Origin of the sequence: Streptomyces sp. R302 (assembly GCF_012927245.1) — a bacterium.
Classification (GTDB): Bacteria; Actinomycetota; Actinomycetes; order Streptomycetales; family Streptomycetaceae; genus Streptomyces.
In genome coordinates this window covers 185,217-210,515 of the sequence record NZ_JABBGE010000011.1, presented here as the reverse complement: position 1 = coordinate 210,515, position 25,299 = coordinate 185,217, and the positions used below count along the sequence as shown (strand labels likewise).

The 25,299-nt window shown below is 75.0% G+C and carries 23 protein-coding genes; 11 read left to right on the top strand and 12 right to left on the bottom strand.

Annotation, left to right across the window (positions count from 1 at the left end; translation table 11 throughout):
* Nucleotides 1-46: 46 nt before the first annotated feature.
* Nucleotides 47-1,246: a DegT/DnrJ/EryC1/StrS family aminotransferase gene (locus tag HHL19_RS30620; protein WP_169093620.1), complete on the top strand. Its 1,200-nt coding sequence runs from the start codon at nucleotides 47-49 to the stop codon at nucleotides 1,244-1,246.
* Nucleotides 1,243-3,354 carry a lipopolysaccharide biosynthesis protein gene (locus tag HHL19_RS30615; RefSeq protein WP_240981974.1) on the top strand — a complete coding sequence of 704 codons (2,112 nt, stop codon included), beginning with the start codon at nucleotides 1,243-1,245 and terminating at the stop codon, nucleotides 3,352-3,354. The genes HHL19_RS30620 and HHL19_RS30615 overlap by 4 nt, the downstream gene beginning before the upstream one ends.
* A gap of 1 nt (nucleotide 3,355) precedes the next feature.
* Here the strand turns inward: HHL19_RS30615 and HHL19_RS30610 are convergent, their stop codons facing one another.
* The 6 genes from HHL19_RS30610 to HHL19_RS30585 all read right to left on the bottom strand — a co-directional run bounded on the left by HHL19_RS30610 (nucleotide 3,356) and on the right by HHL19_RS30585 (nucleotide 10,158).
* Nucleotides 3,356-4,447 (bottom strand): glycosyl hydrolase, encoded by a 1,092-nt coding sequence (locus HHL19_RS30610; RefSeq protein ID WP_346768468.1) that lies wholly within the window; start codon nucleotides 4,445-4,447, stop codon nucleotides 3,356-3,358.
* The gene (locus HHL19_RS30605) at nucleotides 4,444-4,821 is read right to left on the bottom strand and encodes a hypothetical protein (RefSeq protein WP_206325419.1); all 378 of its coding nucleotides are present in this window, start codon (nucleotides 4,819-4,821) and stop codon (nucleotides 4,444-4,446) included. Before HHL19_RS30605 ends, HHL19_RS30610 begins: the two co-directional genes overlap by 4 nt.
* 47 nt (nucleotides 4,822-4,868) lie before the next feature.
* Nucleotides 4,869-6,809 carry a hypothetical protein gene (locus HHL19_RS30600; protein WP_206325418.1) on the bottom strand — a complete coding sequence of 647 codons (1,941 nt, stop codon included), beginning with the start codon at nucleotides 6,807-6,809 and terminating at the stop codon, nucleotides 4,869-4,871.
* 60 nt (nucleotides 6,810-6,869) lie between these two features.
* Nucleotides 6,870-7,661 carry a polysaccharide deacetylase family protein gene (locus HHL19_RS30595; protein ID WP_169093619.1) on the bottom strand — a complete coding sequence of 264 codons (792 nt, stop codon included), beginning with the start codon at nucleotides 7,659-7,661 and terminating at the stop codon, nucleotides 6,870-6,872.
* Complete coding sequence (locus tag HHL19_RS30590; RefSeq protein WP_169093676.1) at nucleotides 7,658-8,917, bottom strand: glycosyltransferase family 2 protein; 1,260 nt, start codon at nucleotides 8,915-8,917, stop codon at nucleotides 7,658-7,660. The genes HHL19_RS30595 and HHL19_RS30590 overlap by 4 nt, the downstream gene beginning before the upstream one ends.
* Nucleotides 8,918-9,066: 149 nt before the next feature.
* Nucleotides 9,067-10,158, bottom strand: coding sequence for a GNAT family N-acetyltransferase (locus HHL19_RS30585; protein ID WP_169093618.1), 1,092 nt, complete (start codon nucleotides 10,156-10,158; stop codon nucleotides 9,067-9,069).
* A gap of 110 nt (nucleotides 10,159-10,268) precedes the next feature.
* On the opposite strand from HHL19_RS30585, the gene HHL19_RS30580 reads away from it, so the two are divergent.
* The gene (locus tag HHL19_RS30580; RefSeq protein WP_169093617.1) at nucleotides 10,269-10,898 is read left to right on the top strand and encodes a phosphotransferase; all 630 of its coding nucleotides are present in this window, start codon (nucleotides 10,269-10,271) and stop codon (nucleotides 10,896-10,898) included.
* Between the two features lie 3 nt (nucleotides 10,899-10,901).
* On the opposite strand, the gene hutI is transcribed toward HHL19_RS30580, so the two are convergent.
* Genes hutI through hutU form a run of 4 tightly spaced genes read right to left on the bottom strand, consistent with a single transcriptional unit; the run spans nucleotide 10,902 to nucleotide 16,408 of the window.
* Entirely contained in the window at nucleotides 10,902-12,134 is a 1,233-nt protein-coding gene (hutI, locus tag HHL19_RS30575) for an imidazolonepropionase (RefSeq protein ID WP_169093616.1), read from the bottom strand.
* 43 nt (nucleotides 12,135-12,177) lie between these two features.
* Nucleotides 12,178-13,509, bottom strand: coding sequence for a formimidoylglutamate deiminase (locus tag HHL19_RS30570; protein WP_206325456.1), 1,332 nt, complete (start codon nucleotides 13,507-13,509; stop codon nucleotides 12,178-12,180).
* Complete coding sequence (locus HHL19_RS30565; RefSeq protein ID WP_169093675.1) at nucleotides 13,506-14,696, bottom strand: allantoate amidohydrolase; 1,191 nt, start codon at nucleotides 14,694-14,696, stop codon at nucleotides 13,506-13,508. The genes HHL19_RS30570 and HHL19_RS30565 overlap by 4 nt, the downstream gene beginning before the upstream one ends.
* A gap of 17 nt (nucleotides 14,697-14,713) precedes the next feature.
* Nucleotides 14,714-16,408: a urocanate hydratase gene (hutU, locus tag HHL19_RS30560; protein WP_169093614.1), complete on the bottom strand. Its 1,695-nt coding sequence runs from the start codon at nucleotides 16,406-16,408 to the stop codon at nucleotides 14,714-14,716.
* 101 nt (nucleotides 16,409-16,509) lie between these two features.
* On the opposite strand from hutU, the gene HHL19_RS30555 reads away from it, so the two are divergent.
* From HHL19_RS30555 to HHL19_RS30530, 6 genes are all read left to right on the top strand, one after another.
* Nucleotides 16,510-17,835 (top strand): diaminopimelate decarboxylase, encoded by a 1,326-nt coding sequence (locus HHL19_RS30555; RefSeq protein WP_169093613.1) that lies wholly within the window; start codon nucleotides 16,510-16,512, stop codon nucleotides 17,833-17,835.
* 24 nt (nucleotides 17,836-17,859) lie between these two features.
* Complete coding sequence (locus HHL19_RS30550; RefSeq protein WP_169093612.1) at nucleotides 17,860-18,336, top strand: SRPBCC family protein; 477 nt, start codon at nucleotides 17,860-17,862, stop codon at nucleotides 18,334-18,336.
* A gap of 176 nt (nucleotides 18,337-18,512) precedes the next feature.
* A complete protein-coding gene (locus HHL19_RS30545; RefSeq protein ID WP_169093611.1) occupies nucleotides 18,513-18,911 on the top strand; it encodes a hypothetical protein in 399 nt (132 codons plus the stop codon).
* Nucleotides 18,908-19,675, top strand: coding sequence for a transcriptional regulator (locus HHL19_RS30540; RefSeq protein WP_169093610.1), 768 nt, complete (start codon nucleotides 18,908-18,910; stop codon nucleotides 19,673-19,675). Before HHL19_RS30545 ends, HHL19_RS30540 begins: the two co-directional genes overlap by 4 nt.
* Nucleotides 19,675-20,109, top strand: coding sequence for a roadblock/LC7 domain-containing protein (locus HHL19_RS30535; protein ID WP_169093609.1), 435 nt, complete (start codon nucleotides 19,675-19,677; stop codon nucleotides 20,107-20,109). The genes HHL19_RS30540 and HHL19_RS30535 overlap by 1 nt, the downstream gene beginning before the upstream one ends.
* A gap of 54 nt (nucleotides 20,110-20,163) precedes the next feature.
* Nucleotides 20,164-20,535: a hypothetical protein gene (locus HHL19_RS30530; RefSeq protein ID WP_169093608.1), complete on the top strand. Its 372-nt coding sequence runs from the start codon at nucleotides 20,164-20,166 to the stop codon at nucleotides 20,533-20,535.
* A gap of 16 nt (nucleotides 20,536-20,551) precedes the next feature.
* Here HHL19_RS30530 and HHL19_RS30525 read toward each other — a convergent pair whose 3' ends face one another.
* Complete coding sequence (locus tag HHL19_RS30525) at nucleotides 20,552-21,406, bottom strand: MurR/RpiR family transcriptional regulator (RefSeq protein WP_169093607.1); 855 nt, start codon at nucleotides 21,404-21,406, stop codon at nucleotides 20,552-20,554.
* 203 nt (nucleotides 21,407-21,609) lie between these two features.
* Here HHL19_RS30525 and HHL19_RS30520 point away from each other — a divergent pair, with 203 nt between their 5' ends.
* A complete protein-coding gene (locus HHL19_RS30520; protein WP_169093606.1) occupies nucleotides 21,610-22,347 on the top strand; it encodes a DUF4232 domain-containing protein in 738 nt (245 codons plus the stop codon).
* 258 nt (nucleotides 22,348-22,605) lie between these two features.
* Here HHL19_RS30520 and HHL19_RS30515 read toward each other — a convergent pair whose 3' ends face one another.
* Nucleotides 22,606-23,988, bottom strand: a complete 1,383-nt coding sequence (locus HHL19_RS30515; RefSeq protein ID WP_169093605.1) for a cystathionine beta-synthase — start codon at nucleotides 23,986-23,988, stop codon at nucleotides 22,606-22,608.
* A gap of 132 nt (nucleotides 23,989-24,120) precedes the next feature.
* On the opposite strand from HHL19_RS30515, the gene HHL19_RS30510 reads away from it, so the two are divergent.
* The gene (locus HHL19_RS30510; protein ID WP_169093604.1) at nucleotides 24,121-25,227 is read left to right on the top strand and encodes an SGNH/GDSL hydrolase family protein; all 1,107 of its coding nucleotides are present in this window, start codon (nucleotides 24,121-24,123) and stop codon (nucleotides 25,225-25,227) included.
* The last annotated feature ends 72 nt before the right edge of the window (nucleotides 25,228-25,299 follow it).

Here is a 25,299-nt window from a genome sequence, read left to right as displayed (position 1 = left end):
TCCGGAATGGGCGACATTGAGCCCGGGGATCTGGGGGGAATCTGTCATGGTTTCTGCGTACGCGGACCTGGAAGAAGGCATGCGCGCGCGGCTCGGGGGCCGGGAGTGCCTCTACGTGCCGTCGTGCCGCCTCGGGCTCTACCTGGCGCTGCGCCGCTGGTGCGCGCCCGGCGGCCGGGTGCTCATGTCGCCGGTCAACGACGACGTCATCTTCTTCGTGGTGCTCGCCGCCGGCCTGCGGCCCGTCCAGGCACCGCTCGACCCGCGCGACGGCTCCCTCGACCCGGCGGCCGTCCCCGACTCCGTCTGGTCCGGGCTCTCCGCCGTCCTCACCACCAACCTGTACGGCAACCCCGACCCGGCGCCCGAGCTGCGCGCCCGCTGCGACCGGCTCGGCATCCCGCTCCTGGAGGACGCCGCCCACGCCATCGGCTCCACCGTCGGCGGCCGGCCCGTCGGCGCCTGGGGCGACGCCGCCGTCTTCAGCCTCTCCAAGCACACCGGCGCCAAGACGGGCGGCTTCCTCGCCGTCGCCGACCCCCGGCTGCGCGACGGGCTCGCCGCCGAGCGGGACGCGCTGCTCCGCCCGGCCCGGCTTGCCAAGGAAGTCGCCTACCTGGCCCGCCCGTACGCCGAGGCCACCGCCCGCGGCCTGCGCCTCACCCGGACCGCGCACGCCGCCCTGCGCGCCCTCGGCGTCCACGAACGGCCCGGCATCCGGATGCCGTTGCGCCCCGAGGAGCTCGCCCGCGCGCTCGGCGCCGCCCCCTCCCTCGACCCCTTTCACTCCTGGGTGCGGGTCGACATGCACGACTACCGGCTCCGCCCCGGCGCCGGCCGCCTCGCCCGCACCCGCCGCAGGCTCGCCGCCCTCGACACCGTCCTCGACGCCCACCGCGCCGGCACCGCCCGCCTCCTCGCCAGCGAGTACTCCGCGCAGGGCCTCCCGGCGGACGGCGAGGTGCCCGCGCTCTTCCGGGTGCCGCTCCTCGTCGAGGACCGGGACGCCGCCGTCGCCGCGCTCGCCCGCCGCCGCGTCACCGTCGGCTACCTCTACGACCCGCCGCTCGACGCCTACGCGGGGGAGCGGTTCACCGACCCGTCCCCCGCCCCCGCGCCCGCCGCCTGGTTCGCCCGGCACGCCCTGCCCGTGGACCCGCGCCGCGCCGACGAGGTCCTCGCCGTCCTGCGCGCCTCCGGCGCCCGGCCCGTGATGCCCGCGCCCACCGCCGGGGGCGCCCGGTGACCGAGACCGTACGGGCCAGGGCCGCCGACCCGGACGCCCCCGGGGCCCGGGAGGCGAAGGGCACGGAGCCCCCGGCCGCCGACGGCGGGGACTCCCTCTTCCGCAACGCCTACGCCCTGATGCTCTCCACCGGCGTCTCCGCCGCCCTCGGCCTCGGCTTCTGGCTGGTCGCCGCCCGCTACTACACGGAGGAGGCCGTCGGCCAGGGCTCCGCCGCCATCGCCGCCCAGCGGATGCTCGCCTCCATCACCGCGACCACCCTCGCCGGCGCCGTCGTCCGCTACGTGCCCCGGGCCGGCCGCGCCACCGGGCCGCTCGTCGCCCGCCTCTACCTGCTCAGCACGGTGGTGGTGGCCGCCGCCTCCGGGATCTTCCTGCTCACCCTGGACCTGTGGGGACCCTCGTACGCCCCCCTCGGCACCCTCTCCGCCGGGATCTTCTTCACCCTGTCCTCCGTCGGCTGGGCCCTGCTCACCCTCCAGGACGGCGTCCTCACCGGCCTGCGGAAGGCCTTCTGGGTGCCGGTCGGCAACGCGGTCTTCTCGGTCGGCAAGCTCGTGCTGCTCGTCGTCCTCGCCGCCGCCCTGCCCGTCCTCGGCGTCTTCGTCTCGTGGGCGGCGGCGATCGCGCTCTCCACGGTCCCGCTGGCCTGGCTGGTCTTCCGCCGGCTCATCCCGGCGCAGGCCCGCGCCGACCGGGACCGCGAGCCGCCCACGTACCGCGAGATCGGGCGCTTCGTCGCCGGCGACGCCTTCGGGGCCGTCTTCAGCCTCCTCATGATCAGCCTGCTGCCGGTCATGGTCGCCGTCCGCTTCGACGCCGCGCACAACGCCTTCTTCTACACGGCGTACACCGTCGGCGGCACCATGGAGTTCATGGCCATCAACATGGCCTCCTCACTCACCGCGCACGCCTCCCACAGCCCAGAGTCGCTCGCCGAGGGCGTCCGGGGCGCACTGCGCCGGATGGTGCTGCTGCTCGTCCCCGTCGTCCTCGTCCTGGTCCTCTTCGCCCCGCTGATCCTCGCCCCCTTCGGCCAGGGCTACACCGACAACGGCTCCCTGGTGCTGCGGCTGCTCGCCGCCGGCGCGCTGCCCCGGGTCGCGGTGGAGCTGTACATCGGGGTGCTCCGCGTCCAGGGCCGCACCGGGATGCTCGCCGCCGTCCAGGGCGCCATGTGCGTCCTGGTCCTCGGCTCCGCGGCCGTCCTCCTCGGCCCGCTCGGCATCGCCGGGGCGGGGGCGGCGGTGCTCGGCGGGATGACGGTGACGGCCCTGCTGTGCGCCCCCGGCCTGCGGAAGGTCCTCAAGGCGCGGCCGACCGCCACGCCGGAACCGCCCGCCGCGGAGCCCCAGGCGCCCACAGCCGCAGAAGCGGAGGACGACGACGAGGACGACGGCTACGGCACCCAGTGGGCGCGGCAGAGCGCCTATCTGCGCGCCACGGCCGCGCAGGACACGGTGACGCCCGCCTTCGGCATCCCCGTGTACGTGCCCCGGCCGCGCGCCCCCGAGCCCGCGCCCGCGCCCGTACGCCCCGCCCCGCCGCCCGTGCGGGACCGCGCGGCGGCCGTCCTGTGGTCCCTGCTCGCGGCGGCCGCCGCCGTCTTCTGGCTGCCGCTCGCCGGCGCGGACCCGCTCGGCACGGCCCCGCTCGCCGGCACGGAGCTGCTCACGGCGCTGCCCGCGCCGACCCTGGCCGCCGGGCTGCTCCTCGTCGCCCTCCAGGGCGCGGCGGTCGCCCCGCGCGCCTTCCGCGCCGGCTACGCGGCGGCCGTGCTCTGCGCCACCTTCCTCGCCCTGCACACCGCGCCGCCGCTCCTGGGCCTGCTCCCGCCGCCCGCCGTCGGCCCGGGCGCCGGGCTCCTCGGCACGGGCCCGGCGGCGTGGCTCGCCCCGATCGCGGCGCAGGCGGCGTGCCTGGCCCTGGTGGCGGTGCTGCTGCGGGTGTGCGGGGCGGGCGGCCGGACGGCGGTCGGCGCGGTGTGGGTCCTGGTCTGGGCCGGCTGGGCGGGCCAGCAGTCCTTCGCCGCCGCCCCGCTCCCCCTCCTCCTCGGCCTGTCGGGCGTCACGATGGCCGCGTACGCCGTCCGGGGCCTGCGGGCCTGAATCAGCCCTCGGGCAGCGGCTGCCGGAAGTACGGGTCGAGCCCCGCCTCCCGGTAACCGTCGAGCCCCGCCCCGGAGTTCACCGTCAGATCGCACCCGGGTCCGGGCACGGCCCGGTTCCAGTGCACGTACGCCTTCGCCTCCGGCAGCGTCGGCGCGACCTCGGGGATCCTCGCGTACCAGTCGCGCTGCCGCCCGGGCCGCTCCGGGTCGGGGGCGGTGGCGAACTCGGCGAGCATGACGGGCTTGTCGGCGGAGACGTTCGCGCGGAGCCAGTCGTAGGAGGGGCGCTGGCTCTTCTCGAAGTCGAGCCAGTCGGGCGACTTGTGGCAGAGGTAGTAGTTGTACTGGTCCATGCCGATCCAGTCGACGTACGCGTCGCCCGGGTAGAGGGCCTTCATCGTGGCGGCGTTCCCGGACCAGCCGGAGACCGTCCACACCCACACCACGTTGGTGACGCCGAGTTCGCGGAAGCGGTCGTGGAGGTGGCGGTAGGCGGCCACGTACTCCTCCGGGGTGCCGGCGCCCTCCGGGATCCGGAAGTCGGCCTCCTGGTCGAAGGAGAAGAAGACCGTCCTGCCGTACTCCTTGATGCGGCGGGCCTGCGGGTCGATGACGGACTCGTCGTAGCGTCCCGAGGCGATGTTCTTCCAGCCGAGCTGCTTCTCGGTCCAGTTCGCGTGGTGCTTCTCGGTCCACACGGTGGACTCCCAGGCGAGCATCAGGAGCCGGTCGCGGCCGAGTTCGACCTCGTCGGGCGTGAGCAGGACGCCGTCGGCCTCGCTGCCCGACATGTCGTGGTAGTTGTACACGAGGTCGAGCCGGCGCCCGATCTTCTTCTCGAAGGCGTACACCGGCCGGGTCAGCGAGCCGTCCTCGTCGTACGGGACGTACGCGCCCCACCAGGCGCCGCAGGGCGCCACCAGGCGGGCGTCGGGCCGGCAGCGGCCGTCGTCCTCCTCCGTGAGGGCCGCCCACACGCCGACGCCGGCGGTCAGCGCGCCGACGGCGGCGAGCGCCACCGCGAGCCGGCCGGTGGCGTTCCCCCCGGAGCGCCGGCCGGCGGAACCTCCCCTGTCCCGCCGCCCGTTCACCCGTCCTCACCGCCGCCCCGTTCGCCGAACCGGAAGCCCGGCAGCAGGGCGGTGACGGTGACGAAGGCGGCCAGGACGCCCAGGAAGGCGGCGACGCTGAAGGCGTCCGCGAGGAAGAGACCGGTGGCGGTGAGGGTGGCGAGGGCGAGGCTGACCGGTGCCGCCAGGGCGAGGACCTCCAGGCGGGCGTCGGGGCGCGGCCCGGCCGGCCGGCGGGCCAGCAGCACGAAGCCGGGCGCGAAGCCGACGAACGCGAGGACCGGGATCCAGCGCAGCGGGGAGCCGTCGGGCAGCGCGGTGGCGGCGAGCGCCACCCAGCCGGAGACGGCGAGGGCGGCTCTGCTCCGGGCGGGGGTGAGGCGTGGGAGGGCCATGGCGTACCTGCTCCTTCGGTCGGATCGGTGGAGGGGGCGGAAGGGGGTCAGCCGGTGGGGGGCGCGTAGCGGAGCACGATCCCGTACCGGCTCTCCTCCACCACCGTGAAGAGCGGGGACGCCTTCAGGGCGGCGATGAGGGAGTCGAAGCCGCCGGCCGGGAGGTAGCCCTCGCCGATGACGGCCTCGGCCTGGGTGGGGGTGAGGATCACATAGGCGGGCCGGCCGGCCGGGACGCCGCCGGCGAGGTAGCCGGCGGGGTCCTTGAGCATCCGGAGGTTCTCGTCGACCTCCTGCTCGGTGAAGAACCAGCGCTCGTACCGGTCGTAGCGGTAGTACGCGTCGGAGAAGGCGCCGGTGGCGGCGAGGATCAGCGCCCCCTCGGGGGCCCGGTCGAGGGCCCGGCGGGTCAGCGCGGTCTCGCCGGGCTGGGCGTAGTGCATGCCCTCCTTGCCGTAGTACGAGGGCAGGAAGCCGGCGAGCATGGCGAGGAGGGCGAGCGGCAGCGCGACGATCGCGGCCCGGCGGGCGGCGGTCGCGCCCCGGCTCGCCGCGCCGGCGGCGGGGACCAGCGCGGCGGCGGCGAAGAAGGCCGCGCCGGGCAGGCCGAAGAGGTAGACGCGGAAGATCATCTCGCCGCCGTAGTCGTTGACCAGGACCAGCGGGGCGGGCGCGGCGGCGGCGAGGATCAGCGGCAGGGCGCTGCGGGCGAGCCGGCGGCGGAGCAGGACGGCGGTGACGGCGAGCCCGCCGAGGGCGAGGACCATCAGGACGTTGGCGCTGCCGACCAGCTCGGGGCCGGGTCCGGTGGGTTCGCCGGCGAAGCCGGGCCGGGAGTTGGCGAGCAGGTCGCCCAGCTTCTCGCCGAGGGTGGAGAGGGTGTCGAGGAACAGCTCCCGGCCCATGGTCAGGTACCAGGCGAGCATCAGGACGGCGGCCGTGGCGAGCAGCCCGAGGTTGCGGTAGCGGCGGGTGAGGCAGAGCGCCGCGAGGGTCACGCACAGCATGAGCGGGGTGAGCTGGTGGGCGGCGTTGACGGCGGCGATCACGGGGACGAGGAGGAGGACCGCGACGGCCCGCTGCCGGGTGGACGCGGCCGGCGGGACGGCGGCGGCGGCCGGGTCGAGGACGGCGCGGTCCCGCAGCGGGCCGGCGGACCCGGGCCGCACGAGGCGGCGGAAGACGACCGCGAGGACGGTGAGGTACAGCAGGTAGGAGAACCCCTGCGGGGAGAGGTAGTCCTGGCCGACCCAGTTGGCCAGCTGGAAGATCCACACCGCCGTCCACACCAGCCGCCCGTCGTCGCTGAAGGTCCGGTAGACGAGGACGAGGACCGGCAGGGTGAGCAGCCCGAGCGCGACCGGCGCCCAGTTGATGAAGGAGGCGGCCCCGTCGACGCCGAAGGCGCGGACGAGCGCCGCGTCGAGCGCGAAGAAGCCGGGCCACTGGTCGTAGGCGGACATGCCGCCGGAGAGTTCGGTGCCCGGGTGGACGGTGCCCTCGGCGAGCAGCCGGGTGATGATCGCGTCGTGCTTGGACGCCCAGGCGTAGCGGACGGTCTCGTAGAGGACCGCGGGCGGCGCCTTCAGGGCGACGAGCATGGCGACGCTGTAGACGGCGGGCCAGGCGGGGGCGGTGCCGGCCCGGCGGAGGCTGAGGACGAATCCGACGGTGAGGACGGCGAGGGCGGCGTAGAAGGTGACCGGGAAGCGGTCGAGGAGCCCGAACTCGTCGATGTGCCGGAAGTCGATGCGCGGCAGCGCCCAGAGCCAGAGCGCGGCGGCGACGAGGAGCGGGGCGAGGGCGAGGACGACCGGCAAGCGGAACCGCCCGGCGGCGGAGGGCGCGGCGTCCGGTGCGGTGGGCGGCTCGGCCTCGTACGGGCCGCCGGCCGGCCGCGCGGGTGCGGCGCCGTGCTGCGCCGGCGCCTGCGCCTGCGCCTGTCTCCGAGCCTGTCCCTGTGCTTGTCCCTGCTCCTGCTTCTGCACGAACTCTTCTCCCTGTACGGGGTCGTCGATCTCGGTCGGTCCTGACGGGTCCGGGTTCCCTCAGCCCGCGAACTCGGGTCCCTTCACCAGGGCGCGGGTCCGGCGGTAGAGCCGCCAGCCGACGGTGGGGAGGGAGTCGGGGTACGGGGCGACGCGGGCGCCGCGGCCGTCCATCCAGGCCTCCACGTCGGCGGTGGTGTGGTCGCGGCGGACGATGAGCCGGGCGATCCGGAAGAGCTCGTCGGACGCGGAGCTGAGGGCGTGCCGGACGGCGACGGCCGAGGTGTAGCCGGCGGCCTCGGCGGCGCGGCGGACGGCGGGGCTGTTGTAGCCGTGCGGGTAGGCGAGGTGGCGCACCTCGTGGCCGAGGACGTCCTCCAGCTCGGCCTTGGAGTCGCGCAGTTCGCGGCGGAGCGCGGCGGGCCGGAGGGTGTCGAGCTGGGGGTGGCTGACGGTGTGGCCGCCGACCTCCATCCCGTACTCCTCCAGGCGCGGCGCCTGCGCCAGGGTCATCATCGGCGCGGGCGGCAGGAGGCACGGCCGGCCGGGGGCGAGCGCGCCGGTGGTGAGGTACGCGGTGGCGGGCAGCGCGCGGGCGGCGAGCGCCTCGGCGGTGGGCCCGGCGAGGTCGGCGAAGCCGTCGTCGAAGGTGAGGACGACGGGCCGGGGCGGCAGCGGGGTGCCGGCGACGAGGTGCCCGACGAGCGCGCCGACGGTGAGCGGGGTCCGGCCGCTGCCGGTGATCGCGTCGAGGTGGGCGGCGAACTGCCGGGGCGTCACGGTGAACTCGGCGATCCAGGACGGCGGATCGTCCGTCACCGGGTGGTAGAGGAGGACGGGTACGCGGGTCATCGGCCGGCCTTCCGGGCGAGTCGGGCCCTGAGGTAGCCCAGCGGGCCGTACAGCATGCCGCGCCGCTCCAGGCGGGAGAGGGACGCGGGCCACGGGTGGTGCCGGGTGCCGTGCTCGCCGGGTACGCCCCCGTCCTGGGCCCCGCCGCGTTCGGCGGTCATCGTCCGGGCGTGCGCGAGGCCGCGCGGGAGACGGGCCAGGAGGGCGGGCAGCAGGGCGGGGCGGCGGACCATCGTGGCCGTGAGGTACGCGGTGAGGCCCGCGCCGTAGCCGTACGCCTGGTTCTCCAGGTCCTGCCAGGTCTCGCGGTGGTGGTGCCAGACGAGCGCGCCGGGCGCGTACCGCAGCCGGTGCCCGGCGGCGAGGACGGCGACGAAGGCGTACAGGTCGTCGCCGCCGCGCGCGGCCGTCCCGGTGCCGGTCGCCGGGTCGAAGCCGCCCGCGCGGCGCAGCGCGGAGGCCCGGAAGGCCATGTTGGCGCCGGAGCCGAAGCTGCCGGCGGTGAAGGGGAAGAGCGGTTCGTCGGCGGGCGGCCGGGCCGGGTCGTACAGGCGGGGCGCGAAGCCCTTGGCGAAGCCGCCGTGCGATTCGAGGAGGATCTGCGCGGTCGTGGTGAGCCGGGCGGGCAGGATCAGGCCGGTGACGCAGCCGAGCCCGGGGTCGGCGGCGAACGGCGCGGCGAGCGCGGTCAGCCAGCGCGGGTCGGCGATCACGTCGTCGTCGGTGAACGCGAGCACCTCGCCGCCGGCCGCGGCGACCCCCGCGTTGTGGGCGGCGGCCAGACCGGGCCGGTCCTCGCGGACGTAGCGGACCCGGTCGGGGTACTTCTCCCGGACCAGGTCGCGGGTGGCGGAGGTGCGGGGGGCGTTGTCGACGACGATCAGTTCGTGGTCGGGGTGGTCCTGCGCCAGGAGGGAGTCGAGGGCGCGGGCGAGGGAGTCGGGGCGCTCGCGGGTGGCGACGACGACGGAGGCGGGGGGCGGGGCGGCGGCCGGCGCCGGGCCTCCTTCCGCCGCGAGTCGCTCCGCGTCGGTGCGGGGGGTGGCGGCGTCGGCCGGTCGCCGCGCCGCGAGCGCGGCGAGGACCTCCGCCGGGTCCTCGCCCGCCTCGTAGCGGCCGAGGACCGTGGCGGCGGGGTGGCCGTCGACGCGGACGAGGGCGTAGACGTCGCCGGGCGTGAGCTCCGCCGCGCCGGGGGCGGGGCGGAGGCGTGCGGCGCGACCGGACGCGTCGAGGTCCAACTCGGCGACCGATATCGCGGGTTGCTGGTTCAACGGGGTTCCCCCAGGGACGTACGGGTTCGAGGCCGGGTGCGGGACGCGGATGGTCGTGCCCACGCGTTCCTCCCCCCGAGGACTTCGTCCAGGGGGGACCCCCGAGCGGAGCGCCTGCCCACGACCACCCGCTAGCGGTCGCCGCGCAGGCGGGCGACGGCGTTCAGGGCCTCGCGGGCGCGGGCGGCCAGTTCGGGGCGGGAGCGGACGTAGGCGTGGGCCGCGCGGACGGGCTCGCGGCGGAGCCGGTGGAGGGCGGTGCGCGGGTCGGGGCGCGTCGCGGCGCCCTCGTACACGGTGAGCTCGCCGGTCTTCAGGGAGTCCTTGTACTCGGCGGCGCCCCGCCCGAGGTCGAGCATCCCGATCCCGGCGGCGGCCGCGCCCTCGGCCATCCTCAGGTGGAGGACGAGGCCCGGGGAGTACTTGGCGAACTCGGGGTCGTACGCGGGGAACCAGCACGACAGGACGGTCGCCGAGCGGAGCCCGAAGTGCGCGGCGCCCGGGCGGTCGCCCACGTACAGGACGGACAGGACGCCGGAGCAGCCGGGCGTCCGCCGGGAGTGGAGGCGGCGGACGAGGGCGCTGATCCACTCCTGGGCGAAGCGGTCGCCGCGGCCGGTGCGGCGGTACTGCGCGGACTTCCACTCCATGAGGGTGCGCAGGGCGGCCGGGTCGCGCTCGTCGAAGACGAAGCGGAGCTCGCCGTCGGCCTGCCGGGCGAGCCGGCGCTCCTTGGCGAGGGTGGTCCTCAGGAACTTCGGCGACTGGACGCGCAGCAGCGCCTCGTACGCCGGGTACCCCTCGCCGACGTCGATGACGGGGGAGGCGAAGGACTCGTCGGCGGCGCCCTCGAAGACGGGCTGCCCGGTCTCCAGGTTGTCGTACTCCCAGAAGACGAGCCCGCAGGCCCGCAGCAACGCCTCGGTGCCGGGCCGCAGTCCGGGCCGGAAGACGCCGCCCTGGCTGTCGGACACCCCGAAGCCGATGGCCCGTCCGCGCCCCAACGGCCCCTTCTCGTACGGGAAGAAGCCGACGGGCTCGCCGTCCTCCCACCACACGGCGACCCGCGACCGGGGCCGTACGGCTCCGACGGCGAGGGTGAACTCCGGTTCCATGAACGGGTTCGCGGGAGCCCCGGACTTGGCCCTCAGCTCACGCCACGCCTCGATCTCCCGCCCGCCCAGCTCCCCCGGCCGCACGATCCCCACACGCCAAGCACTCACCTAGCCGACCCCCCGGTCATCCCCCTGAGCACTGCCAGGACAGGACGGTACCGGTCCGAACCGTTCCGCGGCAGGCATACTCGGCGTTTCGATCACGGAGGGGGACGAGGGTGACCGGGTTGCTGCTGGGGCGGGGCCGCACGGCCGACGTGTACGCGACCGACGACGGGGCCTGGGTGCTGCGCCGCTACCGCGACGGCGGGGACACCGCACGCGAGGCGGCGCTGATGGTCCGGCTCGCCGAGGCCGGCTACCCGGTCCCGGCGGTCCGCCGGGCGGCCGGACCGGACCTGGTCATGGAGCGGCTGCGCGGCCCGTCGCTGAAGGAGGCGGTGCTGTCGGGGACGCGCACGCCGGAGGAGGCCGGGCGGCTGCTCGCGGAGCTGCTGGCCCGCCTGCACGCCGTGCCGGGCCGGCCGGTCCACCTGGACCTGCATCCGGAGAACGTGGTCCTCGCCGAGCGGGGCCCGGTGGTCATCGACTGGCGCACGGCGCGGGAGGACACCGATCCGGGCCTGGACCGCGCCATGACGGCACTGCTCCTCGCGGAGGTCGCCACCTCCCCCGCCCCCTACGCCGGGGGCGCGCGGACGGCCCTCGCCGCGCTCCTCGCGGCCTGCGCCGGCCCGCCGGCGCTCGCGCGGGCCCATGTCCTCCGGGCCGCCGACCCGCATCTGACGGAGGCGGAGGTGGCCGGTCTCGGGCGGGCGGTGGAGCTGGTGCGGGGGCAGGTGGAGTAGCGGTCAGGACCTGCCGGAACGGCGGATCCCGGTGATCTCCGGGCCGCCCGTGACCGGGGCGCCGAAGGCGTCGACGCGCACGCCCTTCCGCCAGACCTCCGCGACCAGCGGGACGCCGGGGCGGTAGGCGAGGTGCACGTGGGACGGGGCGTCGAGGACCGTGAGGTCGGCGCGGGCGCCGGGCGCCAGGCGGCCGACGTCCGTGCGGCGGAGGGCCGCCGCGCCGCCGGCCGTCGCGGACCAGACGGCCTCGTCGGGGGTCATGCCCATGTCCCGGACGGCGAGGGCGACGCAGAAGGGCACGGAGGACGTGAAGGAGGAGCCCGGGTTGCAGTCCGTGGAGAGGGCGACCGTCACGCCCGCGTCGAGCAGGCGGCGGGCGTCCGGCCACTCGGCGCGCGTCGAGAACTCCGCGCCCGGGAGGAGCGTGGCGACCGTGTTCCCGGAGGCCAGCGCGTCGACGTCGGCGTCCGTGAGGTGGGTGCAGTGGTCGGCGCTCGCCGCGTCCAGCTCCACCGCGAGCCGCACGCCGGGGCCGTACGAGAGCTGGTTGGCGTGCACGCGGGCCTGGAGGCCCTTCGCCTGGCCGGCGGTGAGGATCGCCCGCGCCTGGTCGCCGTCGAAGGCGCCCTTCTCGCAGAAGACGTCGACCCAGCGGGCGTACGGGGCGCAGGCGTCCAGCATGGGGCCGGTGACGAGGTCGACGTAGGCCGCCGGGTCGTCCGCGTAGTCCGGGGAGACGATGTGCGCGCCGAGGTACGTGACCTCGTCGGTGTGCTCCGCCGCGATGCGCAGCGCCCTGGCCTCGTCCTCGACGGTGAGGCCGTAGCCGGACTTCGTCTCGAAGGTGGTGGTGCCCTGGCGGAGCGCCTCCCGGAGGTAGCGGGCGACGTTCGCCGACAGTTCGGCGTCCGTGGCGGCGCGTGTCGCGGCGACGGTGGTGCGGATGCCGCCCGCCTTGTAGGGCTGCCCGGACATGCGGGCGTTGAACTCGGCGGTGCGGTCGCCCGCGAAGACGAGGTGCGAGTGGGAGTCGACGAAGCCGGGGAGGACGGCGCGGGCCCCGGCGTCGACCTGGCGGTCCGCGTCCGGGGCCTGCGCCGCCAGGCCCGCCCACGCGACCTGGTCGCCGTCCAGGACGAGGGCGGCGTCCTCGATGAGACCGAGGGGGCCTTCTCCGAGGTTCGGGTCGTTGGTGACCAGGCTGCGGATGTTCGTGATGACCGTGGTCGTCAAGGTGCTCTCCGGTGGGGGCGGGCGGGTCGGGTGCGGGCCGGTCTCAGTCCCTCAGGGCGGCGATCGCGTCCGACAGGGACTGGGCGGCGTCCGGGACCGAGGTGTGCGTGCCGTCTCTGACGATCTCCCGGCCGCCGACCACCACATGCCGGACGTCCGCCGCCGTCGCCGCGAAGACGGCCGTCTCCGGGGCGAGGCGGGGGACGGGGCCGGCCGTGCGGACGGTGTCGAGGGCGATCGTCGTGAAGTCGGCGAGGGCGCCGGCCTCCAGGGTGCCCGCGTCGGTCCAGCCGAGGGCCGCGTGGCCGTCGGCGGTGGCGGCGCGGAGGAGGGCGGCGGCCGTCCAGTGGCCCCGGATGTGGGTGCGGAGGCGCTCGTTCAGCTCCATCGCGCGGGCCTCTTCGAGGAGGTCGACGACGGCGTGGCTGTCGCTGCCGAGGGAGAGCGGGGAGCCGGCCCGCTGGAGGGCGACGGCGGGGCCGATGCCGTCGGCGAGGTCGCGTTCCGTGGTGGGGCACATGCAGGTGCCGGTGGCGGTGGAGCCGATGAGGGCGATGTCGGCGTCCGTCATGTGGGTGTTGTGGACGCCGGTGGTGCGGGGGCCGAGGACGCCGTGGTCGGCGAGGAGCCGGGTGGGGGTGACACCGTGGGCGGCGTGGCAGGCCTCGTTCTCGGCGGTCTGCTCGGAGAGGTGGACGTGGAGCGGGGCCCGCCGTTCCTCGGCCCAGCGGGCGACGGTCGACAGCTGGTCGGCGGGGACGGCGCGGACCGAGTGGATCGCGGCGCCGACGCGTACGCCGTCCCGGTCCTTCAGGGCGCTCGCCCGCTCGGCCCACTTCTCGGCGGTGCCGTCGGTGAAGCGGAGCTGGTGCCGTTCGGGGGCGGCGCCGAAGCCGGAGGAGAGGTAGGCGGTGTCGAGGAGGGTGATGCGGATGCCCGCCTCCGCGGCGGCCGCGATCAGGGCCTCGCCCATGGCGTTGGGGTCGGCGTACGGGGTGCCGCCGGGGGCGTGGTGGAGGTAGTGGAACTCCCCGACCGCCGTGATGCCGGCGAGCGCCATCTCGGCGTACACGGCCCGGGCGAGCGCGAAGTACGAGTCCGGGGTGAGGCGCTGGGCGACGGTGTACATGACCTCGCGCCAGGTCCAGAAGGTGCCGCTCCCCACCTGCACCGTGCCCCGGAGGGCCCGGTGGAAGGCGTGGCTGTGGGCGTTCGCCAGTCCCGGGACGGTGAAGCCGCGCAGGACGGTCGCGCCGGGAGGCGGGGTGTCCACGCCGGTGCGTACGGCGGTGATGCGGCCGTCCGCCACGTCCAGGGCGACGCCCGGCTCGGCGTAGGTGCCGAGCCAGGCGTGTTCCAGCCAGTACGTCGTCATGTGCACGCGAGGCCTTCCAGTACGTCGGCGAGTGCGCGGACGCCCGCGACGCAGTCGTCCTCGGCCGCGAACTCGGCCGGGGAGTGCGAGACGCCCGTGGGGTTCCGTACGAACAGCATGGCGGTCGGGACGGCCGCGGAGAGGATTCCGGCGTCGTGTCCGGCGCCCGTGCCGAGGACGGGGGTCTTCTCGCCGAGGAGGCGGACCAGCTCGTCGCGGAGCGCGTGCCGGAACTCGACGACGGGGGTGAAGGACTCGCGGACGACGGCCAGGTCGATGCCGTGCGCGGCGGCCTTGTCGCGGGCCGCCGTCTCGATGCCGGCGATGACCGCGTCGAGGGCGCCCTGGTCCGCGGCGCGGGCGTCGAGCCAGCCGCGGACGAGGGACGGGATGGCGTTGACGCCGTTGGGTTCGACGGAGATCTTGCCGAAGGTGGCGACGGCGCCCGCGAGTTCGGCCTCGCGGCGGGCGGCGAGGACGGTCTCGGCGTAGGTGAGCATGGGGTCGCGCCGGTCGACGAGCCGGGTGGTGCCGGCGTGGTTGGCCTCGCCGTGGAAGTCGTACCGCCAGCGGCCGTGCGGCCAGATGGTGGAGGCGACGCCGACGGAGTCGCCGGAGAGGTCGAGGGCGCGGCCCTGCTCGACGTGGAGTTCGACGAACGCGCCGATGCGGTCGAGGCGTTCGCGGTCCTCGCCGATCGTCTCGGGGTCGTGTCCGGCGGCCTCCATGGCCTGCGGGAGGGTGATGCCGTCGGCGTCGCGGAGCTCGTACGCCTTCTCCTTGGTCAGCTGACCGGAGGTGAGGCGGGAGCCGACGCAGGCGAGGCCGAAGCGGGCGCCTTCCTCGTCGCCGAAGTTGACGATGGCGAGGGGCCGCCTGAACGAGGCGCCGCGGGCGCGGAGTTCGTCGAGGGCGGCGAAGGCGGAGACGACGCCGAGGGGGCCGTCGAAGGCGCCGCCGTCGGGGACGGAGTCCAGGTGGGAGCCGGTGACGACGGCGTCGCCCGCGGTGGGGTCGCCGAGCCAGGCCCACTGGTTGCCGTTGCGGTCGGTCTCGACGTCGAGGCGGCGGGCCTCGGCCTGCATCCGGAACCAGAGCCGGCAGTCGGCGTCGGCCCCGGTCCAGGCGTAGCGGCGGTAGCCACCGGAGGCGGCGCTGCGGCCGAGGGGCCGCAGCGACCGCCACATGGCGTGGAAGCTGTCGCTCACGCGGAGACCTCGTCGCCGGAGGTCCCGGGAGCGTCGGCGCCCTCGCGCATCGGGACGCGGACGCCCTTCTCGTCGGCGACGCGCTCGGCGATGTCGTAGCCGGCGTCGACGTGGCGGATGACGCCCATGCCGGGGTCGTTGGTGAGCACCCGGCGGATCTTCTCGCCGGCGAGCTCGGTGCCGTCGGCGACGGAGACCTGGCCGGCGTGGATGGAGCGGCCCATGCCGACGCCGCCGCCGTGGTGGAGGGAGACCCAGGAGGCGCCGGAGGCGACGTTGACCATGGCGTTGAGCAGCGGCCAGTCGGCGATGGCGTCGGAGCCGTCGAGCATGGCCTCGGTCTCGCGGTACGGGGAGGCGACCGAGCCGCAGTCGAGGTGGTCGCGGCCGATGGCGAGGGGGGCGGCGAGGGTGCCGTCGGCGACCATGTCGTTGAACATGGCGCCGGCCTTGTCGCGCTCGCCCTGGCCGAGCCAGCAGATGCGGGCGGGGAGGCCCTGGAAGTGGACGCGCTCGCCGGCCATCTTGATCCAGCGGTGCAGCGACTCGTTCTCCGGGAAGAGGTCGAGGATCGCCTTGTCCGTCTTGTGGATGTCGGAGGCCTCGCCGGAGAGGGCGGCCCAGCGGAAGGGGCCCTTGCCCTCGCAGAAGAGGGGGCGGATGTACGCCGGGACGAAGCCGGGGAACGCGAACGCGCGGTCGTAGCCGGCCAGCTGGGCCTCGCCGCGGATCGAGTTGCCGTAGTCGAAGACCTCGGCGCCGGCGTCCATGAAGCCGACCATGGCCTCGACGTGCTTGGCCATGGACTCGCGGGAGCGGGCGGTGAAGCCGGCCGGGTCCTTGGCGGCGGCGTCGGCCATGTCCTCGAAGGCGATGCCGATCGGGAGGTACGAGAGCGGGTCGTGGGCGGAGGTCTGGTCCGTCACGATGTCGATCGGGGCGCCCTCGGCGAGCATCCGCGGGAGCAGCTCGGCGGCGTTGCCGAGGAGGCCGATGGAGAGCGGGCGGCGGGCGTCGCGGGCCTCGGTGGCGAGCTGGAGGGCGTGGGCGAGGTTGTCGGCCTTCACGTCCAGGTAGCGGTGCTCGATGCGGCGCTCGATGGCGCGCGGGTCGACGTCGACGCAGATCGCGACGCCGTCGTTCATCGTCACGGCGAGCGGCTGGGCGCCGCCCATGCCGCCGAGGCCGGCGGTGAGGGTGATGGTGCCGGCGAGGGTGCCGCCGAACTTCTTCGCGGCGACGGCGGCGAAGGTCTCGTACGTGCCCTGGAGGATGCCCTGGGTGCCGATGTAGATCCAGGAGCCGGCCGTCATCTGGCCGTACATGGTGAGGCCGAGGGCCTCCAGGCGGCGGAACTCCTCCCAGTTGGCCCAGTCGCCGACCAGGTTGGAGTTGGCGATGAGGACGCGCGGCGCCCACTCGTGGGTCTGCATGACGCCGACGGGTCGGCCGGACTGGACCAGCATGGTCTCGTCCTGCTTGAGGGTCCTGAGCGTGCGGACCATGGCGTCGAAGGAGCGCCAGTCGCGGGCGGCCTTGCCGGTGCCGCCGTAGACGACGAGCTTGTCGGGGTGCTCGGCGACCTCGGGGTCGAGGTTGTTCTGGAGCATCCGGAGGGCGGCTTCCTGCTGCCATCCCAGGGCGCTGAGTTCCGTACCGCGCGGGGCCCGAACGGGGCGGGGTCCTGACATGGCGATGCCTCCTCGAATGTCGTTCAGATATTCACATCCTGGATTACTGAATAGAAGTAGTCAACAGGGCGCGGCACACGAGCCCTCCCCGACGCGCCAGGATGGACCCCATGGCCTCCCCCCGCCGCGATCTCGCCGTCCGGGCCGCCGTCGCCCAGGGACTGCTCACGCCCGAAGCCCCCGTCGTCGCCCTCCTCGACACCGCCGGCATCCGCGCCTCCGCCGCCGCCCTGACCAGCGCCTTCGCCGCCGTCACCCGGGCCGAGGTGCTGCACGCCTTCGCCGTGAAGGCCGCCCCGCTCGTGCCCGTCCTGCGGCTGCTCGCCGACGCGGGCATCGGCGCCGAGGTGGCGAGCCCGGGCGAGCTGGCCCTCGCCCGCGCCGCCGGCCTGCCCCCGTCCCGTACCGTCCTCGACTCGCCCGCGAAGACGCCCGCCGAACTCCGCGAGGCGCTCGCCCTCGGGATCGCCGTCAACGCCGACAACCTCCAGGAGCTGGCCAGGATCGACGCCCTCGTCGCCGCCGCCCCCACCGCCTCGCCGCTCGGCCTCCGGGTCAACCCGCAGGTCGGCGCCGGGACCATCGGCGCCCTGTCCACCGCCACCGCCACCTCCAAGTTCGGCGTCGCGCTGCGCGACGAGGGCGCCCGCGAGGCCGTCGTCCAGGCGTACCTCGACCGACCCTGGCTCACCCGCCTTCACACCCACACCGGCTCCCAGGGCGTCCCGCTCACCCTGATGGCGGAAGGCGTCCGGGCCGCGTACGAACTGGCCGAGGAGATCAACGCCAAGGCGGGCCGCCCGCGGATCGACACCCTCGACATCGGCGGCGGACTGCCGGTGAACTTCGCCTCCGACGAGGAGACCCCCACCCACGCCGACTACGCCCGGCTGCTCGCCGCCACCGTCCCCGGCCTCCTCGACGGGCGCTACCGCCTCGTCACCGAGTTCGGGCGCTCGCTGCTCGCCAAGCACGGCACGGTCCTCACCCGTGTCGAGTACACCAAGACCTCCGGCGGCCGCCCGATCGCCGTCACCCACGCCGGCGTGCAGCTCGCCACCCGCACCGTGTACGCCCCCGAGGCCTGGCCGCTGCGGATCCTCGCGTACGACTCCGAGGGCCGCCCCCGCACCGGCGCGACCACCGTCCAGGACGTGGCGGGCCCCGCCTGCTTCGCCGGCGACCTCCTCGCCGCCGGTCGCGCGCTGCCGCCGCTCCACCCGGGCGACGTGGTCGCCGTCCCGGACACCGGCGCGTACGCCTTCGCCCACCACTACGCCTACAACAGCCTCCCCCGCCCCGCCGTCCACGGCTTCACGGTCACCGGAGACGGCTCGGTCGCCTTCGCCCTCGTCCGCCCGGCGCAGACCCCGGAGGAGCTCGTCGCCGAGGCGGGCGGCGGGCACGCGGACGCGCTCGCCGGGTAGCGGAGCCCCCGGGAACCCACTTCGATGGGAGCCATGACCACCACCACAACCGTCGTCGTGGAGCGCCGGATCGCCGCCTCGCCCGGCCGCGTCTGGGAGTCGATCACCGACCTGCCGGACCTGCCCCGGGTCCTGTCCGGCGTCCAGCGGGTCGAGGTGCTCTCCGAGGGCGGCTTCGGCGTGGGCACCCGCTGGCGGGAGACCCGGAAGATGCTCGGCAAGGAGGCCACGGAGGAGATGACCGTGACCGAGTGCGAGCCGCCCGACCGGTACGTGACGGTGGCCGACTCGCACGGCATGCACTACGTCTCCGAGCTCTCGCTGCGCGCCGACGGGCCGGACGCCACCGTGCTGCGGATGGCCTTCTCCGCCCGCCCCGCGCACGACCGCCGGCAGAACCTCCTCGCCCGCCTCCTCGCCCGCTTCGGCGCGAAGGCCGTCTCCAAGGCGCTCGCGAAGGACCTGGACGACATCGCGCGGGCGGTCGAGTCCCGCTACTGACCACCGCGCGGGCGTCCACCGCCGGACGCCCACCGCCGGACACTTCTCCGTCCGATTCCGGTCACCCCCCGGCATGTTCCGATGGAAAATGCCAGAACTCCCTCCCGGGACCACGCCGTTCAGTAACGTCACCGTCACTGCCGTTGCTCGCACGCCGTATCGGGAGGGGAACCCGCGTGCCCGGAATCGACGAGTGCCTGTCCGAGGCGATGACCCTGCCGGGCGCGCGCGGCGCCTGGCTGGTCGACTGGAACAGCGGCCTCGCACTCGGCACCGCGGGCGAGTCGCCGGTCGGCGACCACGAGACGACGGCCGCCGAGACCGCGGAACTCGCCCGCGCCGCAGCCGAGTTCGACTCCTTCACCGCCGCCGAGGGCACCGAGGGGGACGGCGGCGAACCGCCCGTCGAGGACCTCATCGTCACCACCCGGGCCGGCTACCACGTCCTCCGCTTCGTCCGGACCACCTTCGACTCCAGCGTCTTCCTCCACCTCTGGCTCGACCGCGCGACCGGCAACCTCGCCCTCGCCCGCATCCGCCTCGGCGACCTCGCCGAGCGGCTGGTCCTCGGATGAGCGTCTCCCCCATGCTCGTCCGGCTCGCCGCGGAGCGCGCCACCGGCGCCCTGCTGCGCGACCACGGCACCCTCTACCTCGTCGACGGCCGCGTCGTGCACGCCGAGAGCCCCGCCTCCCCCGGCCTGGACGTGCTGCTCACCACCGCCGGGCGGCTGCCCCGCGAGGGCTGGGACGAGGCCGTCGACCGGGCCGGCGCGCACCGCGCGGTCGGCCGCTTCCTCGTCGACAGCGGCCGGCTCGGCGACGGCGAGCTGGAGATCTGCCACCTCGGCGCCGTCTTCGACGCCGCCTTCTTCGCCCTCTCCCCCACCAGCGGCCCCACCCGCTTCAGGTACGGCGTCGGCCACTGGTTCGGCACCGTCCGCCCGGTCTCCGCCGAGGCCGTCGAGCGCGAGACGCTGCGCCGCCGCGAGCTCCTCGACGCCGTCTGGCCGTACGCCTCCGTCGACACCGCCCCCGTCGTGCCCCGCCCGGCCGCCCCCGGCCAGGGCGTCGGCGCCCGCCGGCGCGCCCTGCTCGCCGCCGCCGACGGCGTCCGCACCCCCGCCGAGCTGGCCCGGCTCCTCGGCCGCCCCGCCTTCCACACCCTCCTCGACGTCCGCAGGCTCGCCGCCGCCGGACTCGTCGAGCCCCCGCTCGGCGCGGCCCCCGAGACCACCCCCGTACCGCCCGCCCCGGCCCTCCCGCCGGTCCCCCCGGTATCCGACCCCGACATCGCCCTGCTGCGCCGGCTCCGTGACGCCCTGGAGGCACACCTGTGATGAGGCGTGCTCTGCGCCTGCGCGCCGAGAGGAGACAGTTGATGACAGCCGAAGCCGAGGTGCTCGGCGAACTCAGACGCCTGCGCGCCCGGCTGCCCCAGCTCACCGGGGCGCTCGCCGCCAGCGCCGACGGCCTGGTGCTCGCCCACGACACCGTGGACGGCGCCGCGGAGAACGTGGCCGCGCTGACCGCCGCCGCGCTCGGCGTCGGCCGGCGGCTCACCGAGTCCACCGGCCAGGGCGCCTTCCGCGAACTGCTCGTACGGGGCGAGGACGGCTACGTCGCCACGTACGCGGCCGGCGGCGCCGCCGTCCTCACCCTGCTCGCCGAACCCCGCGTCAACGTGGGCCGGCTCCACCTGGAGGCCCGCCGCGCCGGCGTCCGCATCGGCGCACTCGTCGACGGCGCGCTGGACCGCGGGGACACCCACTGACCCCACGCCATCCCATCCGTACGGAAGACAGAGAAGACAGAAGGAAGTCGCACCATGACCAACGTCGAAACCGCCCTCAAGGAAGCCGCCGCGATCGACGGCGCGATCGGCGCGGCCCTCGTCGACTACACCAGCGGCATGGCGCTCGGCACCGTCGGCGGCGGCCATGAGCTCGACCTGACCGTCGCCGCCGCCGGCAACACCGACGTGGTCCGGGCCAAGGTCCGGGCGATGGAGCTGCTGGGCATCGACGAGGAGATCGAGGACATCCTGATCACCCTCGGCACCCAGTACCACCTCATCCGGCTCCTCAAGAGCCGCAGCTCCCAGGGCCTCTTCCTCTACCTGGCCCTGTCGAAGGACCGCGCCAACCTGGCGATGGCCCGCCACCAGCTGAAGAGGATCGAGTCGAGCCTGGAGGTCTGACCGGCGCCGGGCCCCGCTACTCGACGAAGAGTCCCCGCTCCACGGCCTTCGCGTCGAACTGCTCCAGGCGCGCCTGCGCGTCCGGCAGCTCGTCGGCCATGGCCTCCAGGAGGACCCGGCCGAGGAGCATCGGCGCGCAGGCCGTGTCGAAGGCGAGCCCGGTGCCGACGGCGGCCGGGATGAGCAGGTCGGAGTGGGCGGCGACGGGCGCGAAGGCGGACTCGGCCACGGTCACCACCGTGAGCCCGGCCGCCCGCGCGTACTCGAGGGCCTCGACGACCTCGCGGGGGTGCCGGGGCAGCGCGAAGCAGAGCAGTGCGCCGGCCCCGGCCCGTACGGCCGCGTCGATCCGGTCGGTGAGCATCGAGCCGCCCTCGTCGAGCAGCCGGACGTCCGGGTGCACCTTGGCGGCGAAGTACGCGAAGCCGCGGGCCTGCGAGGAGGCGGCCCGCAGGCCCAGGACGAGCAGCGGGCGCGAGGCGGCCAGCAGCCGCCCGGCGCGCTCCACGGGCGCGGGGTCGGCGAGCAGCCCGGCGAGGTGCCGGAGGTTCTCGATCTCGGCGAGGACGGCCTGCTGGTACTCGTTGTGCCCGCCGTCCTCCGCCGCCCCGGCCGGTGCGGCGGCGGGCCCGGGCGGGGCGACCTCCCGCAGGTGGCGGCGGAGCGCCGGATAGCCGTCGAAGCCGAGGGCGACGGCGAAGCGGGTGACGGAGGGCTGGCTGACGCCGGCGAGCTCGGCGAGCTCGACGCTGGAGAGGAAGGGCGCGTCGGCGGCCCGCCGCACCATGCAGTGGGCGATCCGCCGCTGCGTGGGCGTGAGCCGGTGCCCCTCGAAGAGCGCCTGGAGCCGCCCGGCCGGGCTGTCGCTCATACCGTCCCCCTCCATCCCATCCATTCATCCCTGACCTTGTCTGCATAAGGATATGCAGAGGGTCACGCGACGGCGTCCGGACGGTCCGGGGGCTGTAACAAACGCCGGATCCCCGTGGATCCCGCCCCCCGCGCGGCAACACTACCGATGTCGCTCACAGACGGGCCGGCTCGGGCCGGCCACCGGGGGAAGAGGGAAACGACATGAACTCCACGACGGTCAGAGCCCGTTCGGGACGCCGGGGACTGCGCGCCGCCGTCCTCGGCGCGGCCGTGGTCGCGGCCCTGCTGACGACCACCGCCTGCCAGAACGAGGACGACGGCGCCAAGGGCACCGCGTCCCCGACGGGCACGCCGAAGACCACGGCGCCCGCCGCACCCACCACCGACTCCGGCACCGGCAGCAAGAGCCCCACGGCGACGGCCACCGAGAACGGCGACAGCGGCGAGACGGGCGGCGGCAACGGCACGGAGTACGCCGACTGCGAGGCCGCCGGCCTCGGCACGCACGTCGAGCTCCAGGACGAGCCCGGGCAGACCCCCCGGCACTTCCTGCTGACCGTCACCAACCGCAGCAAGACGCCCTGCGTCCTCAACGAGGCGCCGATCCTCCGCCTCAAGGCCGGCGACTCCGCCCCGATCGTCCGGACGCTCGGCGAGCCGGACGACGAGCCCGTGGTCGTCGAGGGCGGCGGCAAGGCCTACACGGGCCTGTACGTCTTCGGCAACGACGAGGGCGGCGAGGCGGAGTACGACCAGTCCGACCGGTTCACCGCCACGCTGGTCGCCGGCGAGGGCACCGAGCTGAGCGGCACCCTCGTCTTCGACCTGCCCGACGGCCTCGGCACCGTCTCCGTCGACGACGCGGCGCGGATCAACGGCTGGGCCGGCACCGAGGGCCTGGCGATGCGCCCGATCACGCAGCTCCGCCCGAACGGATGAGTGACGCGGGGACCGCCGCACCCCCATCGCTGGGGGGCGGGACGACGGCGGTCCCCGCGGGGGACACGGGCCCGGGTTCAGGGCCGGTCTCCGCGTCCGTGGCGTCGTCAGAGGTCCGGGAGCCGCTCCGGAGGTTCCGTGACGCCGATGGAGAACACTCTGCCGGAGGCGTGTTAAGCGGGTGCTGCGCGGACGTGACGCACTCGTACCGTTTGCGCGAACGCCCGCGCGAACACCCGCACGGAACCCTCCGGGCGGTTACTTGCCGCCGCCGGCCAGGAAGGCCAGCAGGTCCTGGCGGCTGACGACGCCGGTCGGCTTGCCCTCGACGAGGACGATGGCGGCGTCGGCGTCGCCGAGGACCGACATCAGGTCGGCGACCGGCTCACCGGAGCCGACCTGCGGCAGCGGCGCGGACATGTGGTCCTCCAGCGGGTCCCCCAGCTGCGCCTTCCGGGTGAAGAGGTGGTCCAGGAGCTCGCGCTCCACGACGGAGCCGATCACCTCGGCGGCCATGACGTCGGGGTGGCCGGCGCCCGGCTTCACGATCGGCATCTGGGAGACGCCGTACTCGCGCAGCACCTCGATGGCCTGGCCGACGGTCTCGTCCGGGTGCATGTGGACGAGGGACGGCAGGCCGCCCGACTTGTGCCGCAGGACGTCGGCGACGGTGGCGGTGGTGGTGTCCTCCAGGAAGCCGTGGCCGGCCATCCACTCGTCGCTGAAGATCTTCGACATGTAGCCGCGGCCCGAGTCCGGCAGCAGGACGACGACGACGTCGTCGGGGCCGAGGTCCTTGGCGACCTCCAGGGCGGCGACGACGGCCATGCCGCAGGAGCCGCCCACCAGGAGGCCCTCCTCCTTGGCGAGGCGGCGGGTCATCTGGAAGGAGTCCTTGTCGGAGACCGCGACGATCCGGTCGGTGACGTTGCGGTCGTAGGCGGTGGGCCAGAAGTCCTCGCCGACGCCCTCGACCAGGTACGGACGGCCGGAGCCGCCGGAGTAGACGGAGCCCTCGGGGTCGGCGCCGATCACCTCGACCTTGCCGCCGCTGACCTCCTTGAGGTAGTTGCCGGTGCCGGAGATGGTGCCGCCGGTGCCGACGCCCGCGACGAAGTGGGTGATCTTCCCCTCCGTCTGCTCCCACAGCTCGGGACCGGTGGTCTCGTAGTGCGAGCGCGGGTTGTTCGGGTTCGAGTACTGGTCGGGCTTCCAGGCGCCGGGCGTCTCGCGGACCAGGCGGTCGGAGACGTTGTAGTACGAGTCCGGGTGCTCGGGGTCGACGGCGGTGGGGCAGACGACCACCTCGGCGCCGTACGCCCGCAGCACGTTGATCTTGTCGAGGGACACCTTGTCCGGGCAGACGAAGATGCACTTGTAGCCCTTCTGCTGGGCCACGATCGCCAGGCCGACACCGGTGTTGCCCGACGTGGGCTCGACGATGGTGCCGCCGGGCTTCAGCTCGCCGCTCTGCTCGGCCGCCTCGATCATCCGCAGCGCGATGCGGTCCTTGACCGACCCGCCCGGGTTGAAGTACTCGACCTTGGCGAGGACGGTGGCCTGAATGCCTGCCGTCACGTTGTTGAGCTTCACCAGCGGGGTGTTGCCGACGAGGCTGATCATCGAGTCGTGGAATTGCACCGTGTTCTCCGGGGTCTCCGTAATGGTGTGGCCAGCGTATGCGTAGTCGGGACGCCTTTCGGGGCAGGTAGACCCTGAACGGACCCGAAGGAGCTGTGGGACCGGTACGGCTCGGAGGAGGTGACGCCCGAGATGTCCAGGGCGAGGGTGGCGCGCCGGATCGCGGCGGGAGCGGCGTACGGCGGCGGGAGCATCGGCCTGATCGGCGTGGCCGCGGTCGGGATCCTGCTGGCGGAGGCACAGCTCGCGAAGCGGACGGTGGGCACGGGGACGGCGCCCCTGCCGCCGGCGGTGGACGGGCTCTACGGCAGGACCTTCGGCACGGAGGACCCGCTCCGGCTGGCCCTTCTGGGTGATTCCACGGCCGCCGGACAGGGGGTGCGCCGGGCGGGTCAGACGCCGGGCGCGCTGCTCGCCTCGGGGCTCGCGGCGGTCGCGGAGCGCCCGGTGGTGCTGAAGAACGTGGCGCTGTCGGGGGCCCGCTCGGACGATCTGGAGCGGCAGGTGTCGCTGCTGCTCGCGCAGCCGCTGGGCCCGCCGGACGTCTGCGTGATCATGATCGGGGCGAACGACGTGACGCACCGGATGCCGGCGACGGAGTCGGTACGGCTCCTGGCGGCGGCGGTGCGGCGGCTGCGGACGGCCGGGGCGGAGGTGGTGGTCGGCACCTGCCCGGACCTGGGCACGATCGAGCCGGTCTACCAGCCGCTGCGCTGGCTGGCCCGGCGGGCCTCCCGGCAGCTGGCGGCGGCGCAGACGATCGTGGTGGTGGAGCAGGGCGGGCGGACGGTGTCGCTCGGCGACCTGCTGGGCCCGGAGTTCGCGGCGAACCCGCGGGAGATGTTCGGGGTGGACCTCTTCCACCCGTCGGCGGAGGGGTACGCGACGGCGGCGATGGCCGTGCTGCCGACCCTGTGCGCCGCGCTCGGCGTGTGGCCGGAGCCCGACCGGCTGGAGCCGGGCCGCCGGGAGGACATGCTGCCGGTGGCGAAGGCGGCGGCCGAGGCGGCGAAGCAGGCGGGCACCGAGGTGACCGGGGCCCGGGCCCCGTGGGCGCTCCTGAAGCACCGGCGCCGGCGGCGGCTGACGGAGGCGGCGGAGGCCGAGGCCGCGGAGGCGCAGAGCGCGGAGGCGGAGGCGGAGGGCGCGGAGGCGGAGGGCGCGGCCCCCGGGGACGTACGGGAGTCCCGTCAGGGGCCGCACCCCGAGCCGCTGCCCCACGACTCCCCCCACACCTGAGCAAGCGCTTAGAAAAGAGGCCCTCGTCACACGTCGATCCCGATGACCCCGTGCGGTACGTGCAGGTAACTT

Bases quoted from the DNA above. Each gene is read 5' to 3' on its own strand.
- HHL19_RS30510 (WP_169093604.1), top strand. From the start codon at position 24,121: ATGTCCAGGGCGAGGGTGGCGCGCCGGATCGCGGCGGGAGCGGCGTAC.
- HHL19_RS30525 (WP_169093607.1), bottom strand. From the start codon at position 21,406: ATGAGCGACAGCCCGGCCGGGCGGCTCCAGGCGCTCTTCGAGGGGCAC.
- HHL19_RS30595 (WP_169093619.1), bottom strand. From the start codon at position 7,661: ATGACCCGCGTACCCGTCCTCCTCTACCACCCGGTGACGGACGATCCG.
- hutU (WP_169093614.1), bottom strand. From the start codon at position 16,408: ATGTCAGGACCCCGCCCCGTTCGGGCCCCGCGCGGTACGGAACTCAGC.
- HHL19_RS30555 (WP_169093613.1), top strand. From the start codon at position 16,510: ATGGACCCCATGGCCTCCCCCCGCCGCGATCTCGCCGTCCGGGCCGCC.
- HHL19_RS30530 (WP_169093608.1), top strand. From the start codon at position 20,164: ATGACCAACGTCGAAACCGCCCTCAAGGAAGCCGCCGCGATCGACGGC.
- HHL19_RS30605 (WP_206325419.1), bottom strand. From the start codon at position 4,821: ATGGCCCTCCCACGCCTCACCCCCGCCCGGAGCAGAGCCGCCCTCGCC.
- HHL19_RS30570 (WP_206325456.1), bottom strand. From the start codon at position 13,509: ATGACGACGTACTGGCTGGAACACGCCTGGCTCGGCACCTACGCCGAG.
- HHL19_RS30535 (WP_169093609.1), top strand. From the start codon at position 19,675: ATGAGGCGTGCTCTGCGCCTGCGCGCCGAGAGGAGACAGTTGATGACA.
- HHL19_RS30550 (WP_169093612.1), top strand. From the start codon at position 17,860: ATGGGAGCCATGACCACCACCACAACCGTCGTCGTGGAGCGCCGGATC.
- HHL19_RS30620 (WP_169093620.1), top strand. From the start codon at position 47: ATGGTTTCTGCGTACGCGGACCTGGAAGAAGGCATGCGCGCGCGGCTC.
- HHL19_RS30540 (WP_169093610.1), top strand. From the start codon at position 18,908: ATGAGCGTCTCCCCCATGCTCGTCCGGCTCGCCGCGGAGCGCGCCACC.
- HHL19_RS30520 (WP_169093606.1), top strand. From the start codon at position 21,610: ATGAACTCCACGACGGTCAGAGCCCGTTCGGGACGCCGGGGACTGCGC.
- HHL19_RS30565 (WP_169093675.1), bottom strand. From the start codon at position 14,696: ATGTGGCGGTCGCTGCGGCCCCTCGGCCGCAGCGCCGCCTCCGGTGGC.